Consider the following 17,005-nt stretch of genomic DNA (forward strand, 5'->3'; position numbering starts at 1 on the left):
GCAACTGCATTTACGGGACTCGCCTCAATGATCCGCCAGCCATTCGCCTTCGCCGCCGCTTCGGCGCTCGCCCTCTCGCTCGCCGCCCCGGCTCTGGCGCAGGATGCGCCGGCTTCCAACGACGGCGACGACATCGTCGTCACCGCGCACGCGGCGATCGGTGACTACGGTCTCGACCTGACCGGCCTCGACCCCACGGCAAAGCCGGGCGACGACTTCGAGCGCTACGCTTCGGGCGGCTGGATGGATCGCACGACCATCCCCGACGACAAGGCCAGCTCCGACATGTTCAACGTCCTCTCCGACGGGATCGAGGAACAGGTCCGCACGATCATCCAGGGTTATCCGGTGAGCGCCAAGGCCGGCGCTCTCTATAAGTCGTTCGTCGACGAAAAGGCGCTGGAGAAGGTCGGCCTCGCCCCGCTGATGCGCGATGTGAACGAAGTCCGCACGCTGGCCGACAAGGCGGCGCTTGCCCGGTACATGGGCAAGACCAACGGCGCGTTCGGCATCAGCCTGTTCAATCCCGGGGTGGACGTCGATCCCGACGATCCCACCATGAACCTGCTCAACCTCAGCCAGGGCGGCCTCGGGTTGCCCGACAAGAGCTATTATCTCGCCGACTCCTTTGCCCCGCAGCGCAAGGCCTACGTCGAGTACATGACGCGCACCTTCAAGGCGCTGGGCGAGAAGGATCCGGTCGCCGCCGCCGCCGCGGTCATGGAATTCGAGACGTACGTCGCGCAGCTCAGCTGGGATCGCGCCGATCGCCGTGACATCGACAAGACCAACAATCCCTACTCGAGCGCCGAGCTGGCTTCGCTGGCCCCGAACTTCGACTGGGACGCCTTCTTCGCCGGGGCCGGCATTCCCGCCCAGAAGAAGCTGATAGTCGCCGAGAACACCGCGTTCCCGCGGCTCGCCAACCTGTTCGAATCGACCCCGCTCGAAACGCTCAAGCTGTGGGAGGCCTTCCACGTCGCCGACCAGGCTTCGCCTTACCTCAACAAGGCAATGGTCGACAGCCGCTTCGCCTACACCAGTTCGCTGAGCGGCGTGGCGCAGAACCGCGAGCGCTGGAAGCGCGGCGTGTCGCTGGTCAACAGCCAGCTCGGCTACATTGTCGGTCAGGACTACGTCGACAAGCACTTCCCGCCGATCGCCAAGGCCAAGATGGAAGACCTCGTCGCCAACCTCAAGCTGGCGATGGCCGACCGCATCAAGGCCAATTCGTGGATGAGCGATGCGACCAAGAAGGAAGCGCTCGCCAAGCTGGAGAACACCCTCGTCATGGTCGGTTATCCGGACGAATGGCGTGACTATTCCAAAGTCTCGATCTCGCCGACCGATCTCTACGGCAACGTCTCCGCGACAACCGCGTTCAACACCGCCTACCAGATGGACAAGGTCGGCAAGCCGGTCGATCGCAAGGAGTGGTTCATGGCTCCGCAGGTGGTCAACGCCTACAACGCCGGCCAGCTCAACGAGATCGTCTTCCCGGCCGGAATCCTGCAGCCCCCGTTCTTCGATGCGGCGGCAGACCCGGCGGTCAACTATGGCGCAATCGGCGTGGTGATCGGCCACGAGATCAGCCACAGCTTCGACGACCAGGGTCGCAAGATCGACGCCAAGGGTGCGGTGCGCGACTGGTGGACGGCGGAAGATGCCGCTCGCTTCAACGCCGAGGCCAAGAAGTTCGGTGAGCAGTATGCCGCGTTCGAGGTGGTGCCCGGCGCCAACATCAATCCGGACCTGACGATGGGCGAGAACATCGCCGACTTCGCCGGCCTCAACGTCGCCCTCGACGCCTACCACCGCTCGCTCAACGGGCAGCCGGCGCCGGTAATCGACGGGTTGACCGGCGACCAGCGATTCTTCCTCGCCTATGCGCAAATCTGGCGCGACAAGACCCGCGACGATGCGCTGCGCAACCAGGTCGCCACCGATCCGCACAGCCCGGCGCGCTATCGTGTGATCGTACCGCTGCGCGACCTCGACGCCTGGTACGAGGCGTTCAACATCCAGCCCGGCGACGCGATGTACATTCCGCCCGAACAGCGCGTGCACATCTGGTAGTCGCGGAAACGCAACGGACCGCCGCCTTAACCTAATGCGTTCAGGTGGCGGCAAATCTGCCGCGCATAGATTCCCCGTCAGTCCGAGGGACCGGTCTGACGGGAGGTCGCATAATCATGTTTGCCAAGTCACTTGCCGGCGCGCTCGCGCTGGTTTCGCTCACCCTGCCGCAGGCCGCCTGGGCGGACGATCCGAACGATCCGGCGATGCGCAACAAGAAGGCGCGCGAGGCCGACGCGGCGGAAATCCGCCGTCTCAACCGCGAGCAGCAGGCCTATGTCAGCCAGCGCGACGCCGGCTACCAGGCCGGCTGGGACGCCTACCGCGCCTACCCGCAGGCACAGGCCGACTACGACAAGCAGATGGCCGAATGGCGCCGTGCGGTGAAGCTGTGCGAGAGCGGGCACAGGGAATACTGCGCCCGCTGAGCATCGAGGGGCTCAGATCCCGAGCAGCTTGTCCCAGGTCTTCGCCCCGACGATGCCGTCGGCGGTCAGGCGGTGGTCGCGCTGGAAGTCGATGACTGCCAGCTGGGTGCCGGTGCCGAACACGCCGTCGGCATTGATGCCGAGCTTCTCCTGCAGGAACTTCACATCCTCGCCGCGATCGCCTTCGCGCAGCGGCGGACGGGTCCGCGCCGGACCGGTGATGTTGGCAGTGCGCGAGTTGGCCAGCAGCGCGGTCCAGGTCTGCTGGCCGACGATCCCGTCGGCGAACATGCGTTTGGACTTCTGGAACTCGACGACGCGTGCCTTGGTGGCCGGTCCGAAATCGCCATCGGTGGTCAGCCCGAGCAGCTCCTGCAAGTGCACCACATCCTGTCCGCGGGCCCCGATCTTGAGCAGCGGCATCGGCGTATCGGTCCGCGCCCCGCCCTCGGAAAATGTCTCAAAGGCGCGCTGCATCTTCTTGTCGTAATTGAATTTCTCAAAACTGGCACCGTTGTAGCCACGCGCGAAGCCGCGCCAGTCGAGTCGTTGCAGCTCGTCGGCCAGCCCGGTGGCCTTGATATAGCCGATGAAGTACTTGAGCTGTCCCGGCTCGCCCGAGACCATGGTGTCGATGAAGGTGTCGAGGGACGGTTCTCCTACCAGCTTGTGGTTGAAGCCCATGACCTGGAACTTGCCCCAGCTGGCCGAAGAAAGCGCCGCCTTCTCGTCGAGCGCCATGGCCTCCTCGAGCCGTCCGTACTCGAGCTCCTTGCCGAGATAGCCGCCGCCGCTCGGGAACGAGATGTCGGGATGGGCTGCGGTGAACTGGCCGTTTGTCAGGCGATGGAAGATGTGCCGTTCGAACAGGATTTTCGGCCGCCCGTCGGGCAGGAAGCCGTTTCCGGCGCTTTCAACCTGCGCCACCGCGCGGATCGCCGCCACGCTGCAACCGAGATCGGTGGCAGCCCGCTCGTAATCCGCAATACCGAGCGGGGTCGGATCGCCCTTGAAGTTGCGTGACATGTCAGGCCTCCTCGTTCGTTGCGAAGCCGGCAAGGACACGCCTCGCCCGGAGGGGTACTTGTAATCGTCAGGTCCAGTTGTAGCGCCAGCTGCGATAGCGGCCGATCAAGCGCACCCGCCTTTCATGCGCCAGGGCGCCGGCCAGCAGCGCGGCGAGCTGGATATACTGCGGAAGCTGGGTCATCGCCCAATAGGCTCGGTTTGCGCCTTCCGGCTGGATAAGTACGGCAATGTGGCCGCTCACGCACATTACCTGGGCGGCGGCGGCGAACATTGGCCAAACCCGGTTGGCGCGCAGCGCCAGCCACATGATCGCGGCAAGCTCGGCACCGTCGAGCACGATATGAATCGGATCGACGGTGGCGAAGTTCGAGAACCCGAACACCAGGTGGTAAAGCGCATCGGCGGCTACCCAGCCGACGATCACCATCGCGGCAAAGCGTTCCGGCGGGCCGCCGCGGCGATAGGCCACCGAACCCGACAGGCAGACAAGTGCGACGATGAAAATGAACTGCGAGTACATCGCAACCCCTTGCGGCTAGCGTGCGTCAGGCGGCCTGACGGCCCGCCTCGGGGAGCGTTTCGCGCTCTTGCGGCGGACACGGATCGGCGCCCATCTTTTCACGACCGATGTCCTTCATACGGCCGTGTGCCCGGGCGAGATCGCCCTCCGCTTCGAGCAGCGACTGCTGCGACCTGGCGATGCGCAGCAGGACATCGTGCGCAACGAAGGGTCCAACGCCGGTTTCGGTGCGAGCGGAAACGATCGACGCAAACAGTTCGGATTGCCTGAGCAACGCCTCGTCGAGCGCCTTTTCGGCTTGGCGGAAATGCCCGGTGATGCGCATGCTCGCGACGGGCAGTGTCATGGTCATAGCTCATTCCCTTTCGCTCCCCGGCCAGGGGGAGCCCAACGTTTGTCGAAGGAACTGAGATCTGGCCGTCGATCAACGAAGAATTTGCGACAATTCGGAGTAAATCGCCAGACCACCAAGCACCACGAAGATCATGCTCATCGCGATGACGACGATCGAACCGAGGCGGACAATCGTCCCGTAACGGCCATCAAACAGTTCCGGGACGACTCGGAAATCCGCTTCCGGAGCCAACTGACTGCCAAATGAGACAGTCGCAGAATGTGCCGGCTCCGGAAGCGAACCTTGCGGCCCTGACCTTTCGTCGGGCAAATCCGGCCCAGGCACGATACCCGAATTTCCATATGCGATTTGATCGTATGTCTCGAGAAGGCGGCGATAGGCGACGGCCGCCTCGCCGCGCGTGCGCACGCCGAGCTTGTCTTTGGCAAAATTGATACGCTGATCGACGGTATAGGGCGAGATATCGAGCTCGCGCGCAATCTCTTTCGAGGTCTTGTGCTCGATCAATAGGTCGAGAACTTCGACCTGTTTCGGTGTCAGGCCACCCGCCTCGCCTTCTTCACTCGTCGTGCTCTGCCTCATGGCGTTCGATTTCCCGGCATCGCCCCTAGTTTGCCGTGAGCGGCGCGCCGATGCAAGTTTGAGCAATTCAAATACAGCGATGCGAGGCGAAAGGGACAGCGCCCACGGCCCTCGCAACCGACATTCTATTCCATTTTCGAACCAATTGCGCCCCACAATTGCCCGCGCCGCGAGGTGCCGGCGGAGCAACGTGTCTCGTCTTTGCCGACCAGAACGGGCAGCTTCGAACGACCGTTAGCCAAACCTAAGGATCTTTCGCCTAATTCTACCGCTTCGATAGCGAGATTGGGGGTCGCAGGTGCTGGTCGAACCGGCTCAACCGAGCCGCGAAGAGCTGTTCGCCGAGGGTGCGCGGGTGCTTGCCGAGCGCGAGCGGCTGTCGCTGCTCGTCAACCTGCCCGGAATCGTCTTCATCGCCGCGCTCTCACCGTTTCTCAGCTACGGCCGGTTCGTTCTCGTCGCCGCCGCGTTGCGCGCCGCCGCTGTCGCCCTGACCCGCTGGCGCGGCAAGCTTGCGCGGCGGGCCATCGAGCGCAACCAGGCGGTCGAAGCGCAAGTCGCAGGATTTGCCCGCTCGCTCGGTTTTGCCGGTTTCACATGGGCCCTCGTGCTGTGGCCCATCGCCCGCTTCGGCCTGAGCGAACCGCTCGGCGCGCTCCTGGTCGTCTATGTCGGAGTCGGAGTACCGTTGATCGTGGTGATGGCGGCGGCCATGCCGCGCCTGCTGGTTTCCTTCGGCGGCTGCCTGCTGGCGACACTAAGCGCAATTATTGCCATCGAACGCACGGCCGCCGGAACGCCGCTGATGCTGGCGCTGATGGGCCTGTTCGTCTGCGTCCTGCTCGGCGGGTACGGAATGCACCGGCAGCAGGCCGAGGTTTCGCGCACGATGCTCGAGAACAACAAGCTGGCCGACGCGCTGGCCGAAGCCAATGCCGAACTGGCCGACGCGCTTTCGCACGCCGAATTCCTCTCGCAGCGCGACCCGCTGACCGGCCTGCTCAACCGCCGCGCCTTCTTCGAGGAAGGATGCCGCAGCGAAACGCTTCTTTGCGAGGGCGGGCAGGTGCTGGCGATCGACCTCGACCACTTCAAGGCGATCAACGACCGCTTCGGACACGCCGTCGGCGACCGGGTGCTGGCAGCGGCGGCAGACTGCATGCGCGAAATCGTCCACGACCAGCCGGGCGACGATCACTGCGCGGTGCGCCTTGGCGGCGAGGAGTTTGCCCTCGTGCTGGCCGGAGCGGACCGCACCGCGGCAATCGGGGCGGCGGAATCCCTGCGCAGGCTCTTCGCGACCATCCCGGCAGAAATCGGCACCGCCGATCTCTCCGTCTCGGCCTCTATCGGGGTAGCGGCGCTAGACCCGGGGCAGGATGTCGCAACGGCGCTGCACAATGCCGACGAGGCGCTCTACCGCGCCAAGCACGGCGGGCGCGACCAAGTGGTGCAGGCCGCCGCCTGAACGCCTAGAACGCCGAGGCGACGCCGATCTCGGCCGAGACCCGGTCGTACGAGTAAATCCCCACGATCGAGGCGGACTTTTCGTAGCGCAGCCGCAACAACGGAGCGATCGAACCGACCCGTAGCGCGCGGAAGGTGCCGCTGAGCTCGGCGGAATAGCGGTCGTCGATGCGGCGCTTGGGATAGAGGAACACCCGCTTGTCCGCCTCGAGGTGATCGTAGTCGAGCCGCGCAACCAGCGTCGTGCTGCCGAGTTCGCAGAAGGCGTAAAGGTCGATGCCGCCGTTGGCGGTCGAATAGCCCGGGTCGTTCGCCACTTCGCGATAGCCGCTGACCCGCACTCCGCCGCCCGCGCGCGCAGTGAAGGCGCGATCGATCCCCGCGCCGAGGCTGTAACGGCGAGCGCTGCGCAGGTCGTTGAGCCGGTCGTCGGTCTGGATTGCCGTGCCGTCGAGCCGCAATTGGCTACGCTTGCCGGTCGGGTGGCGATAGTCGCCGGTCACGCCATAACTGACGCTGTAGGGCGACTGACCGAACCATCGCCATGCACCGGTCGCCGATAACGTGAACTGGTCGGCGCCCGAGCGAAGCTGCGGCCCGGCCTGGAGCGAGACGACGTAGTCGTCGAAGGAGCTTTCGCGATAGAACCGCCCGGCTGCGCTGGCGCTGACGTTCAGGTCGAGGCCTTTGGCCACGCCGACCCGCCCCCAGGCCTGCCCGCGCATGGACAAGCCCAGCCCCGATTTTGCCTTGGCGTCGTCGCTCAGCGTGAAGTCGCCGATGACGGTTTCGAGCGTGTCCGAGCGGGTCGCTCGGTTGATGTTGCTGTCGGGCGCCAGCGCCAGTTCGGCGTTGAAGCCGGAGGTCCGCGTCGCGCCGAGCGCTGCAGCGTAGAAGCGCACCAGCCGTTCGACTTCGGGCGGCAGGCCCGCGGCTTGTGCCGCGCGCAGCTCGCGCTCGGCCTCGCGCAGGTTGCCGAGTTGCGCCTGGATGCGCGCCAGTTCTAGCCGGACCCGCCCGGCATCGGGCTGCTCGTCGAGGATCTGGCGCAGCAGCACCGCGGCCTCACGGTAGCGCTCGCCGTTCTCGACCATGATGCGCGCGAGGCGGAAACGCGCCTCGTTGCGGATTTCCATCTCGGGATCGGCCATCAGCGCGCGAAGCGCCTTCTCGGCCGTGTCGAGATCGCCGGCGGCGCGCGCTTGTTCGGCGAGGTCGAAGACTTGAGCCGCATCGAGGTTGGCAACGACCGTCTCCCCACCGGCATCCTGCGCCCGCGCCGGACCGGCCGCGAACACGGTGGCGGCGAGCAAGATCACGGCAAGAGGGTAACCCGGCGACTTCATGCGATCTGACGCGGGCATGGCTTATTCGGCTGGAATGTCGAGTCATTCCGCGCATGTCTGGCCGCATTGTCCACACGGCGTTACATCGGTGCCATGCCGCGCCTGTTCGTCGCCTTGCGCCCGCCCTCCTCCGTCCGTGAAGCCTTGCTCGGCACCATGAGCGGCGTGCCCGGCGCGCGCTGGCAGGACGACGACCAGCTGCACCTGACGCTGGCCTTCCTCGGCAAGGTCGAGGAGCGAAACGGCGAGGCGCTGTTCGATGCCCTTGGCGCAGTGCATTCACCGCCGTTCGAGCTGGCAGTATCGGGCGTCGGCCATTTCGAGCGCCGCGGCGCGGTGAGTGCACTGTGGGCCGCGCTGGCTCCGAGCAAACCGCTCAAACTGCTCCAGCAACGCGTGGTCAGCGCCTGCCGTCACGCCGGCTTCCCACCCGACACGAAGAAATTCACCCCACACGTCACGCTGGCCCGGACGAGCTACGCCGGAACGACGGCCGGAACTTGGCTGGCGGATCATGGAACGCTGCACACCGAAACATGGCCGGTCGAGCGCTTCATTCTCTACGAAAGCCACCTCCGGCCCGAGGGTTCGCTCTACGAGCCGCTCATGCAGTTTGCGTTGCGCGGCTGACCAGCGCCCGCGCGCCGGGCCCGCCGATCCAGCGCATCGGGACCTGCCAGACTTGCTCGATCACCGCTTCGGACAGCGCTTCCGCCGGTGGGCCGTCGGCGACCAGCCTCCCCTCGCCCAGCACCAGCACGCGATCGGCATGGTTCATCGCCAGCGCGAGGTCGTGAACCACGATGACAACGCCGGTCCCGCCCTCCGCCGCAGCGCGCAGGTTGCCGAGCAGGGAAAGCTGGTGCCCGATATCGAGCGCCGCGAGCGGTTCGTCGGCAAGGATCCAGCGCGGCTCCCCGGCTAGCACCCGTGCGAGCAGCGCCCGCGCCTTTTCGCCACCTGACAGGGTCGAGATCGGGCGGTCGGCCAAGTCGACCAAGTCGAGCGACGCCAGAGCGGCATCGACCGGGCCTGCGGCCTCGTCCCCATGAGGAAGGCGGCCAAGCGCGGCGAGCCCTCGCACCGACAGGTCCCAGGCTACCTCACCCGCTTGCGGCAGGTAACCAATGCGCCGCGCCCGCTCGCGCGGCGGCAGGGCGGAAAGCGGCTGATCGTCGAGCCGAACCGCGCCGTGTTCGGTCCGCAACAGCCCGGCGAGCGCCTCTTGAAGGCTCGACTTTCCCGCGCCGTTCGGACCGCAGATCGCGGTTATGGTCCCTGCCTTGAGCACAGCCGAAACGCCGTCGAGCCGTCCAGCGAGTTGCAGCTCATGAGCGGCAAGCATCACGCCAACCCCCGGCGCATCTTGAGCAGGAGGTGAAGGAAGAACGGCGCGCCGATCAGGCTCAGCGCGATGCCGAGCCGCAGTTCGGTGACCAGCGGCAGGATCCGACAAACCACATCGGCGATCAGCACCAGCAGCGCCCCGGCGAGCGCGCTCGGTACGATCAGGCTGGAAGGCCGCCGGTCGGTCAGCGGGCGAACAAGGTGCGGGACGATCAGACCAACGAATCCGATCACCCCGGCAACCGCGACACCACTACCAATGGTCAGCCCCACCCCGGCGATCAGAAGCCATTGCAGCCGCGCCGGGTTCACACCGAGCGAACGCGCCGCCGTCTCACCCAACGTCAGTGCGTCGAGAGCCGGTCCTGCCAGCCGCAAGAGCACGATGCCAACCAGCGTCAGCGGTGCGGCAAGCCAGATGTCGGGCCAGCCGCGATCGGTCAGCGCGCCCATCAGCCAGGTGACGATCTCGCTCATCGCGAAGGCGTTGGGCGCGAGGCTGATGGCCAGGCTGGTGAGCGCCCCGGCCAGCCCGGCGATCATCACCCCGGCGAGCGTGAACGGCGCCACGCCCGCCGTGCGCCCAGCGATCAGGCCGAGCAACGCCATCGCTCCGCCCGCCCCTGCGAGCGCCAGCAGCGGCACCATGACCGGACTCGCAGCGAAGCCGAACCACAACGCGACCACTGCGCCCAGGGCCGCCCCGGGCGCCACACCGAACAGCCCCGGGTCGGCCAGCGGGTTGCGCAGGTACCCCTGCATCGCAGCCCCCGCCGCGCCGAGTCCGCCGCCTATCACCAGCGCCAGCAGAGCGCGCGGCAGGCGCAGCTCGCCGAGGATGATGGCGGCGTTGGGCGTGCTCGCCGGGTCGAGCCACACGCGTCCAGCGAGCAGTGACAGCGGTACTGCCAATGCCAATGCGACGAGAAGGAGCGGGACGGGGCGTGTCACAGACTGTCCCTCACCGCCGCCAGCCGCCGCGCCAGGCGCGGAATGGTCGGCCCGCCGCAGTAGAGCAGGTTGGGTGCCACCTCGGCATAAGTCACGCCCTTCAACTTTCGCAGCGCCGGATGGTGCTGCTCGCGCCCGTCACCGGCAGAGAGGATCAACCGTGGCGGGTCGGCGAGGACGCGTTCGAGCGGGAGGTAGGCGCCCTGCCGCAGTCCGCGCGCCGCCGACTGGCTTGTGAACCCGGTGTGCACCATGAGGTTGGCGGCGAGCGCATTGCCGCCCGCGACGATGCCGCCCTGCTGCCACAAAATCGCCGAAACCGGCGGTCCGGTGCGCTGCGTCTCGGCCAAGGCAGCCTCGATCCGCCCGACCAGTGCCTCACCGCGCTCCGGGTGACCGGCGAGCTTCGCCAGCCGCCGGACCTGCGCCTCGCTGTCGGCCACGGCGAGATCGATCCCGACGGTCTCGACCCGCACGTCGAGCCGTTCGAATGCGGCGCGGGTGGCAGGGGCCATGAAGCTGTCGCCAACCACCACGTCAGGTGACAGCGCCAGCACTTCCTCGACCGTCCCGCCTGTAATGCGGAAGCGCTTCGCCTCCGCCAGCGGCAGGGAGGTGGCGCGCGGGTCATGGCTGTAGTGCGAAAGCGCCAGCAACTGCGCCCGGTCGGCCACCTCGGCAAGGATCGCGTCAGCGCAGGGATTGAGGCTGACGATTGTCGGGTGTTCGGAGGGCGCGGGCGCCGGTTGGGCACACCCGGCAATGGCCAGCGCGAGGACCGCGGCCGCTCGGATCATTCGAGCCGCGCTCCGACGAACACGCCGCGCCCCGGCGAGGCATAGCCGACGGCCGTCTGGTACTGCTCGTCCCAGACATTCTCGACGCGCCCGAACAGCTCGAAACGATCGCTGACCGGCACCCGTGCCGTCAGGTCGAGCGTGGCGTAGGGTGCAATCCGGACCGTAGCGGCCGCATCGTCGAAGCTGTGCGAGACCCAGCGCAGGTCCGCGCCGAGCACCGGGCCGCCGAAGTCGTATTCGACCGCGGCCGAGACCGCATGACGCGGACGACGAGCGAGCGGATTGCCCGTCGACCGGTCCTCGTTGTCGGCCAGGCTGTAACTACCGAGCAGGGTCAAGCCGTCGACCGCTTCGACCCCCGCCTCGACCTCCACACCCTGCGAGCGCGCCTTGCCGATGTTGTCGTACGTGCCGAACGGCCGCCCGGCGCAGATGCCGGTGGTCGTGCCGAAGCACGAGACGAAGCCGATCAAGTCCTCGCTGTCGCGGCGGTAAAGCGTCACCGCGGCATAGGGCCACTGCCCGCGACGGTGCCACATCAGGCCGAGGTCCATGCTGGTGCTCTGTTCGGGCGTCAGCTGGGCGTTGCCGTAGTCGGAGAGGAGCTGGAACAGGCTCGGCGCCTTGAACCCCTCGCCAACGCTGGCGCGCAGCCGAAGGTCGAGGGCGACCTCGTACGACAGGTCCGCGCCGAAGCTGGTCGCGCCGCCGAAATCCTCGTGCTCGTCCTGCCGCACGCCGGCGTGGCCCGAGAGCGGACCGTATTCGATGCCGAGCTGGACGTAGGTCCCGCCTATGCCCGTTTCGCGGCGCGCGTCGAACAGCGTCGAAAAACCGGTCCATTCGTAGCTGCCGCCAAAGTCGACCAGCAGCGGACCGATCGCGCGCCATTCGCCTGTCAGCGCCAGCCGGTCTGAGCGGCCGTGGGTGGTGTACGTCGGCGCAGAGCCGATGGCCGGATCGAAGCTGTCGCGCTGCGTATCGGACACGGCATAGCTGCCCGAGAGGTACAGCACCCCGCTGTCGTAGACCGCTCCGGCAGCGGTCGACCACTGGCGCGTCTCCTGCCGCTCGGCGGTGTCGGAGAGCGTGTAGCTCGGCGGCGGATAGCCGTCGATCTCGAGGTCGCCCTCGGCATAGCGCCCGCGTGCGAAGATCTCGAAGCTGTCGGAGAAGTAGATCCGTCCCTGCCCGTCGGCGCTCCACTGCTCGAACCCGTCGAGCTCCGTGCCGTGAGCAGCGCTGGAGAAACCGTCGGTCCGGTACCATCCCGCCGAACCGCCGAGGTAGCCGTGTTCGCCGCCCGCCCCGCCAGAGGCGGTAAGGTATGCGGTGTCGCGCGAGCCGTATTCGGCGCTCACCTGCACGCCGGACTCGGCAAGCGTCGAGGCCACCAACACCCCGCCGATGGCGTCAGAGCCCCAGATCGTCGAATTGGAGCCGCGCAGCAGCTCGATCTTGGCGAGGTTGCCCGCGGCAAGGTTGCCGAAATCGAACCCGCCGCCGGGCGCTGCCGGATCGGCAACCCTGACGCCATCGACCATCACCAGCAGTTGTTCCGGTGCTGCCCCACGCACACTGACGCCAGTGAAGCTGCCGGGAGCGCCGTTGCGGCTGAAGCTGACTCCGGGCGCACGCTCAAGAATGCGCGTGACGTCGTGGCCTTGCACGCTTTCGATCTCGTCGCGGCCGATGACGGTGACCGGTTGGCCCGTGTCTTCGATCTCGGTGCGCGTACCGGTTGCGGTGACCGTTATCTGCGTTTCGTCGGGCAAACGCAGGTCGGCGATGACGATCTTGACATCATCTTGCGCATAGGCGGGAATTGCCAGCGCCACGAAAGTCATACTGCATAGGTATTTACGCACAGAACCTCCCACACCTCACGAACCTGTCGCTCGTGGCGGGAAGGCCCTTGCGGAGCCGTCCTACGCTTGCTTCCGGTACACCCCGCCCGGCGCGGAACGACGTGTCACGATCAGGTCTCCTGGCTCGCCGGATCGTCGCTTGCCGCCCGCCTTCCCGCTTTCGCAGTGGCGCCTTGGACGGCTTGCTCCCCGGTCACAGTTGCGGGGGCAGCGCGGGCTTCGAACCCGCTTCCCTCGGGACGGTTTGACGCCGTCCCGGCCCGGTCTCCCGGGCGTTCCATGACACGGATGCGGGCGATAGGGCCAGCGCAGGCTCGGCGCAAGGCTAGCGGTTCTTAACACCCTGTTTTCCCCCGTCCCACCTCGGGACGACGCGCGCGCAGGTAATGCGCCATGCACAGCGCTCGCGTAGGCGCGCGGGACCGATGCCTGCTCCCGCTTCTTCCTGGCCTCCGCCCGAACTGATCGCCCGCCGCCGCGCCCGCGTCGAGCGCAGCCCGCTGGGCCGCTTGCGCACCTACCTGACGCACAGCAAGACCGGCATGCGGCTGCGCTACGCGGCAATCGCGGCGATCATCGCCTTCCCCGCCATGGCCGCGCCGGAGGCCTGGGGGCCCGACTTCGGCGATCCGGCCCCGGTCGAGACCGCGGCAATGCCGTTCGAAACCCCGGGCGAGAGCTTTCCAGGCTCGGCCTTCTACTACATGGACGACAGCGGTTATCGCCCGATGCCGGGCGAAAGCGACATCCATTCCGACGCCACCGCGATGATCGCTGCCGATGTTCCCGGCGACAGCGCAGGCCCGGCCGCCCGCTCCCTGCGCGCGATGGGCGGCGCCATCGACGAAGCTCGCGCGCTCAAGTGCCTGACGATGGCAATCTATTACGAGGCGGCGACCGAGCCCGATGCCGGGCAGCGCGCGGTGGCGCAGGTCGTGCTCAACCGCGTTGCACACCCGAGCTACCCCAACACGGTGTGCGGCGTGGTCTTCCAGGGGTCGGAGCGGCGTACCGGCTGCCAGTTCACCTTCACCTGCGACGGCGCCTTAAACCGCCAGCCGATGGCCGCGTTCTGGGATCGGGCAGGCAAAGTCGCGCGCCAGGCGCTGGCCGGCGCCGTCTACGCCCCCGTTGGTCTCGCGACCCACTACCACACCTTCGCCGTGCATCCCTACTGGGCCGACAGCCTGCAACGGGTGACGACGATCGGCGCTCACATCTTCTATCGCTGGCGGGGCGCCGCCGGGCAGTCGAATGCCTTCACCGTCGCCTATCGCGGCGGCGAACCGCTCGCCGCACCGCACCCACGCAGCTTCGATCCGATCCCGGCAGCCGAGACCGACCCGCTGGCCCTGGCGCGGACCTTCGAACAGACGCATCCGGCGTTGCAGCAGGGTGCAAGTTCGACCGCCCGCACCGCTTCGGTATCGGCACCCGACTACGCCGAGGCGGTCACGGCGCGGGGCGGCGATACTCTGTTCCGGGCCATCAACCTGCCACAGGGCGGCGGGCTTTCGCCCGAACTTGAACGCAGTGGACAATGGTTGCGCCAGCCCGGCACCTGATGCGAAGGCGGCGTGTAAGACGGTGGAAACCATTTCGCCACACGAACACTTAGCCGAGCGCAGCTAGGAAGGTCGTCCGATGCGCCTGACCGGCCGCATCACTGCTTGGACACAGACCGCATGAGCATCCGTTTTGCCGCCCCTCCGCAAGCCATGAGCGTCCGCCTGCGCGGCGCCCGGGCGCGTGCGGCAATCGCCCGGCCGGGCAACGACAACGGCATCGGCGAATCGACCGAAGCGATGTTGCGCGCCTCGCTGCGCCATTTCGCCGAGCACGGCCTTGCCGCCGCGGCCCATGCCCGGGCCAAGGCCGAAGCGGCGTGGTTCAACGGCGACAAGGAAGGCTATCGCTGGTGGCTCGGCATCTGCCGCACGCTCGACCGGCGCATGGCCCGCGAACTGGCGGCGCAAACCCGGGACGTAAGCTGAGCGGCACCGGTCGCCGCTTACGCAATGCCTAACCCGTAAATTAACCAATAAGTGACCTCTGGCCGCTACTCCGCATGCGAGCGAGGAGTAGTTTCGATTAAGCGCATCCTGGGCACCTTGACGCGAGGCATCGCCGGTGGCGAACGCGACCAGCTTGTACGCAACAAGCTGATCGGTTCGCTGTATGCCCAGCCGACCAGCCTCGCCATGGGTGCGCTCGGCGGTATCGCCGCCGCCGCAATCGCTGCCTACGAAACCAACAATTTCGCGATAGACGTGCTCGCGCTGGCGCTCGTCTCGCTCGCCGTCATCCGCGTGATCGCCTCGGCCTGGTTCGCTCACCACCTCGAAGATCACGAACAAAGCAGTGCGACCGCTGCCATCGTCTACGAAACCGGCGCGCTGAGCTACGCCTTCCTCGTCGGCATGATCGGTGCAGCGGTCCTGTGGTTCGACTTTTCCGCGCACTTGCAGACGCTGACGGTCAGCTACGCGCTGGTTTACGGGGTAGGCATCGCCGCGCGCAACGCAGGGCGCCCGGGAATGGCGATCGGCCAGCAACTGCTCACCGGCCTGCCGATCTTCATCGCCGCCCTCATGGTCGGTGACATTTCGATGTACGGCCTTGCCGGCATCATCGTGTTCCTGATTTTCGGCATGGGATCGGTGACGATGAACGTCTTCAAGGTCCTGCGCGAACAGATCCTCGCCGCTGCCGCCAGCGAGCGACTGGCCGACCAGATGCGCGTCCAGGCACGTACCGACGTTGTCACCGGCCTGCTCAACCGCGCCGGGCTCAACCACGAACTGGTCGAACTGCAGATGCAGCTTCCAGCGGACCAGAAGCTGGCGCTGTTCTGGCTCGATCTCGACCGGTTCAAGGAAATCAACGACACGCTCGGCCATGCGGTCGGCGACGGTGTCCTGGCCGAAGTCGCCCGCCGCATCATCGACACTGCGCCCGAAGGCGCGGTGATCGCGCGCTTTGGGGGAGACGAATTCATCGCTGCCTGCGCCGTATCAAACCGCAGAGATAGCGAACAGCTCGCCAGCGCGCTGATCGGCGACATCTCGCGCCCCTTCCGTATCGACGGCCACCGCGTCTCCAGTGGCGCCTCGATGGGCGTCGCGCTGCTGCCCGATGACGGGCCCGACATCGAGGCCATCATGCAGGGCGCCGATCTCGCGCTTTACCACGCCAAGGTCCACGGCCGGAACCAGTTGCAGTTCTTCGACCAGGCGATGACCCGCGATCTGGTTCGCAAGAAGGAAATCGAAAGCGAGCTGCGTGCAGCGATCCAGAAGGACGAGCTGTCGATCTTCTTTCAGCCGATCGTCGACCTCAAGACCGGCAGGATCCGCACGTTCGAAGCACTGGTGCGCTGGTTCCACCCGGAGAAGGGCGAACTGCGCCCCGACGAATTCATCCCGGTGGCGGAAGAGACCGGCGTCATCATCACGCTCGGCAACTGGATCACCGCGCAGGCTGCCAAAGCCGCGGCGCAGTGGCCCAAGGACTTGACTGTTGCCGTCAACCTCTCCCCATTGCAGATACGCGCGCCAGGGGCCGCGCTTGGCATCCTCAACGCCATCCGCGATGCCGGCCTCGAACCTTGGCGGCTCGAACTCGAAGTCACCGAAAGCTTGTTCATCGAGGATAGCGAAAACACTGAACGGTTCATGGAGGAGCTCTCCTCGCACGGCGTGCGCTTCGCACTAGATGATTTCGGAACCGGCTATTCCTCTCTCGGTTACATCAACCAGTTCCCGTTCAAGAAAATCAAGGTCGACCGCAGCTTCGTCTCCGGCCCGAACATCGGCCGCAAGAGCGATGCGATCATCCGCGCCGTGGCCGAAATGGGCTCGACGCTGGAGATGGACATCGTCGCCGAAGGCCTCGAGACAGTCGAGCAGGTCGAAGCGGTGCGCAAGGCCGGCTGCACGCTCGGCCAGGGCTACTACTTCAGCCGCGCCGTTCCCGACTTCCTCGCCGCCATGCTTATCTCGCAGGAGCGCGAGGACGGCGCCGTGACGCCGAACGGCAGCCGTCTCGCCGGCTGACCGGTGCCTACCCGCAAAATCTGTCGAATGGCCGGCCTCGATGCCGGAACCGAACGTGTGCCCGTTCGTCACCTTGTAGACACCGGGTTTGCACACTAATTGATATTGCGAACTGTTTGCAAAGATAATCGGGACATAGGGTAAATTGCCGGTTGTTTTGCCCCGGAACCACGCCTAGGGC

The 17,005-nt window shown here is 66.5% G+C and carries 16 protein-coding genes and 1 riboswitch; of the genes, 7 read left to right on the plus strand and 9 right to left on the minus strand.

All coding sequences use genetic code 11. From position 1 onward, the window contains the following. Positions 1–27 precede the first annotated feature (27 nt). The gene (locus tag GRI89_RS06755) at positions 28–2,076 is read left to right on the plus strand and encodes a M13 family metallopeptidase (protein ID WP_159793459.1); all 2,049 of its coding nucleotides are present in this window, start codon (positions 28–30) and stop codon (positions 2,074–2,076) included. A gap of 116 nt (positions 2,077–2,192) precedes the next feature. Beyond that, positions 2,193–2,504, plus strand: a complete 312-nt coding sequence (locus GRI89_RS06760) for a hypothetical protein (protein ID WP_159793461.1) — start codon at positions 2,193–2,195, stop codon at positions 2,502–2,504. A 12-nt stretch (positions 2,505–2,516) separates the two neighbouring features. On the opposite strand, the gene GRI89_RS06765 is transcribed toward GRI89_RS06760, so the two are convergent. The 4 genes from GRI89_RS06765 to GRI89_RS18255 all read right to left on the minus strand — a co-directional run bounded on the left by GRI89_RS06765 (position 2,517) and on the right by GRI89_RS18255 (position 4,990). Then, positions 2,517–3,530 carry an N-acetylmuramidase domain-containing protein gene (locus GRI89_RS06765; protein WP_159793463.1) on the minus strand — a complete coding sequence of 338 codons (1,014 nt, stop codon included), beginning with the start codon at positions 3,528–3,530 and terminating at the stop codon, positions 2,517–2,519. A gap of 67 nt (positions 3,531–3,597) precedes the next feature. Beyond that, positions 3,598–4,053, minus strand: coding sequence for a hypothetical protein (locus tag GRI89_RS06770; protein ID WP_159793465.1), 456 nt, complete (start codon positions 4,051–4,053; stop codon positions 3,598–3,600). A 25-nt stretch (positions 4,054–4,078) separates the two neighbouring features. After that, entirely contained in the window at positions 4,079–4,405 is a 327-nt protein-coding gene (locus GRI89_RS06775) for a hypothetical protein (RefSeq protein WP_159793467.1), read from the minus strand. Positions 4,406–4,477: 72 nt separating this feature from the next. Continuing rightward, the gene (locus GRI89_RS18255; protein WP_159793469.1) at positions 4,478–4,990 is read right to left on the minus strand and encodes a LuxR C-terminal-related transcriptional regulator; all 513 of its coding nucleotides are present in this window, start codon (positions 4,988–4,990) and stop codon (positions 4,478–4,480) included. Positions 4,991–5,288: 298 nt separating this feature from the next. Between GRI89_RS18255 and GRI89_RS06785 the strand changes: the two genes are divergently transcribed. Then, positions 5,289–6,458, plus strand: coding sequence for a GGDEF domain-containing protein (locus GRI89_RS06785; RefSeq protein ID WP_159793471.1), 1,170 nt, complete (start codon positions 5,289–5,291; stop codon positions 6,456–6,458). 4 nt (positions 6,459–6,462) lie between these two features. Here the strand turns inward: GRI89_RS06785 and GRI89_RS06790 are convergent, their stop codons facing one another. Beyond that, positions 6,463–7,803, minus strand: a complete 1,341-nt coding sequence (locus GRI89_RS06790; RefSeq protein WP_159793473.1) for a surface lipoprotein assembly modifier — start codon at positions 7,801–7,803, stop codon at positions 6,463–6,465. A 93-nt stretch (positions 7,804–7,896) separates the two neighbouring features. On the opposite strand from GRI89_RS06790, the gene thpR reads away from it, so the two are divergent. Then, complete coding sequence (thpR, locus tag GRI89_RS06795; protein ID WP_159793475.1) at positions 7,897–8,433, plus strand: RNA 2',3'-cyclic phosphodiesterase; 537 nt, start codon at positions 7,897–7,899, stop codon at positions 8,431–8,433. Here the strand turns inward: thpR and GRI89_RS06800 are convergent. The 4 genes from GRI89_RS06800 to GRI89_RS06815 are packed head-to-tail and all read right to left on the minus strand — an operon-like array spanning position 8,408 to position 12,769. After that, positions 8,408–9,148: an ABC transporter ATP-binding protein gene (locus GRI89_RS06800; RefSeq protein WP_159793477.1), complete on the minus strand. Its 741-nt coding sequence runs from the start codon at positions 9,146–9,148 to the stop codon at positions 8,408–8,410. The genes thpR and GRI89_RS06800 overlap by 26 nt on opposite strands. Beyond that, positions 9,148–10,101 carry a FecCD family ABC transporter permease gene (locus GRI89_RS06805; RefSeq protein WP_328598125.1) on the minus strand — a complete coding sequence of 318 codons (954 nt, stop codon included), beginning with the start codon at positions 10,099–10,101 and terminating at the stop codon, positions 9,148–9,150. Before GRI89_RS06805 ends, GRI89_RS06800 begins: the two co-directional genes overlap by 1 nt. Beyond that, complete coding sequence (locus GRI89_RS06810; protein ID WP_159793479.1) at positions 10,098–10,898, minus strand: ABC transporter substrate-binding protein; 801 nt, start codon at positions 10,896–10,898, stop codon at positions 10,098–10,100. The genes GRI89_RS06805 and GRI89_RS06810 overlap by 4 nt, the downstream gene beginning before the upstream one ends. Then, on the minus strand, positions 10,895–12,769 hold the full coding sequence (locus tag GRI89_RS06815; RefSeq protein WP_328598126.1) for a TonB-dependent receptor plug domain-containing protein: 1,875 nt from the start codon (positions 12,767–12,769) through the stop codon (positions 10,895–10,897). Before GRI89_RS06815 ends, GRI89_RS06810 begins: the two co-directional genes overlap by 4 nt. A gap of 112 nt (positions 12,770–12,881) precedes the next feature. Next, positions 12,882–13,004, minus strand: a riboswitch (cobalamin riboswitch). A gap of 190 nt (positions 13,005–13,194) precedes the next feature. Here GRI89_RS06815 and GRI89_RS06820 point away from each other — a divergent pair. The 3 genes from GRI89_RS06820 to GRI89_RS06830 all read left to right on the plus strand — a co-directional run bounded on the left by GRI89_RS06820 (position 13,195) and on the right by GRI89_RS06830 (position 16,824). Next, positions 13,195–14,334 carry a cell wall hydrolase gene (locus tag GRI89_RS06820; RefSeq protein WP_235912844.1) on the plus strand — a complete coding sequence of 380 codons (1,140 nt, stop codon included), beginning with the start codon at positions 13,195–13,197 and terminating at the stop codon, positions 14,332–14,334. 120 nt (positions 14,335–14,454) lie between these two features. Beyond that, positions 14,455–14,763, plus strand: coding sequence for a hypothetical protein (locus tag GRI89_RS06825; RefSeq protein WP_159793483.1), 309 nt, complete (start codon positions 14,455–14,457; stop codon positions 14,761–14,763). Between the two features lie 117 nt (positions 14,764–14,880). After that, entirely contained in the window at positions 14,881–16,824 is a 1,944-nt protein-coding gene (locus GRI89_RS06830; RefSeq protein ID WP_235912846.1) for a putative bifunctional diguanylate cyclase/phosphodiesterase, read from the plus strand. Positions 16,825–17,005 lie beyond the last annotated feature (181 nt).

Origin of the sequence: Croceibacterium salegens, from assembly GCF_009827435.1 — a bacterium.
GTDB classification, from domain to species: domain Bacteria; phylum Pseudomonadota; class Alphaproteobacteria; order Sphingomonadales; family Sphingomonadaceae; genus Croceibacterium_B; species Croceibacterium_B salegens.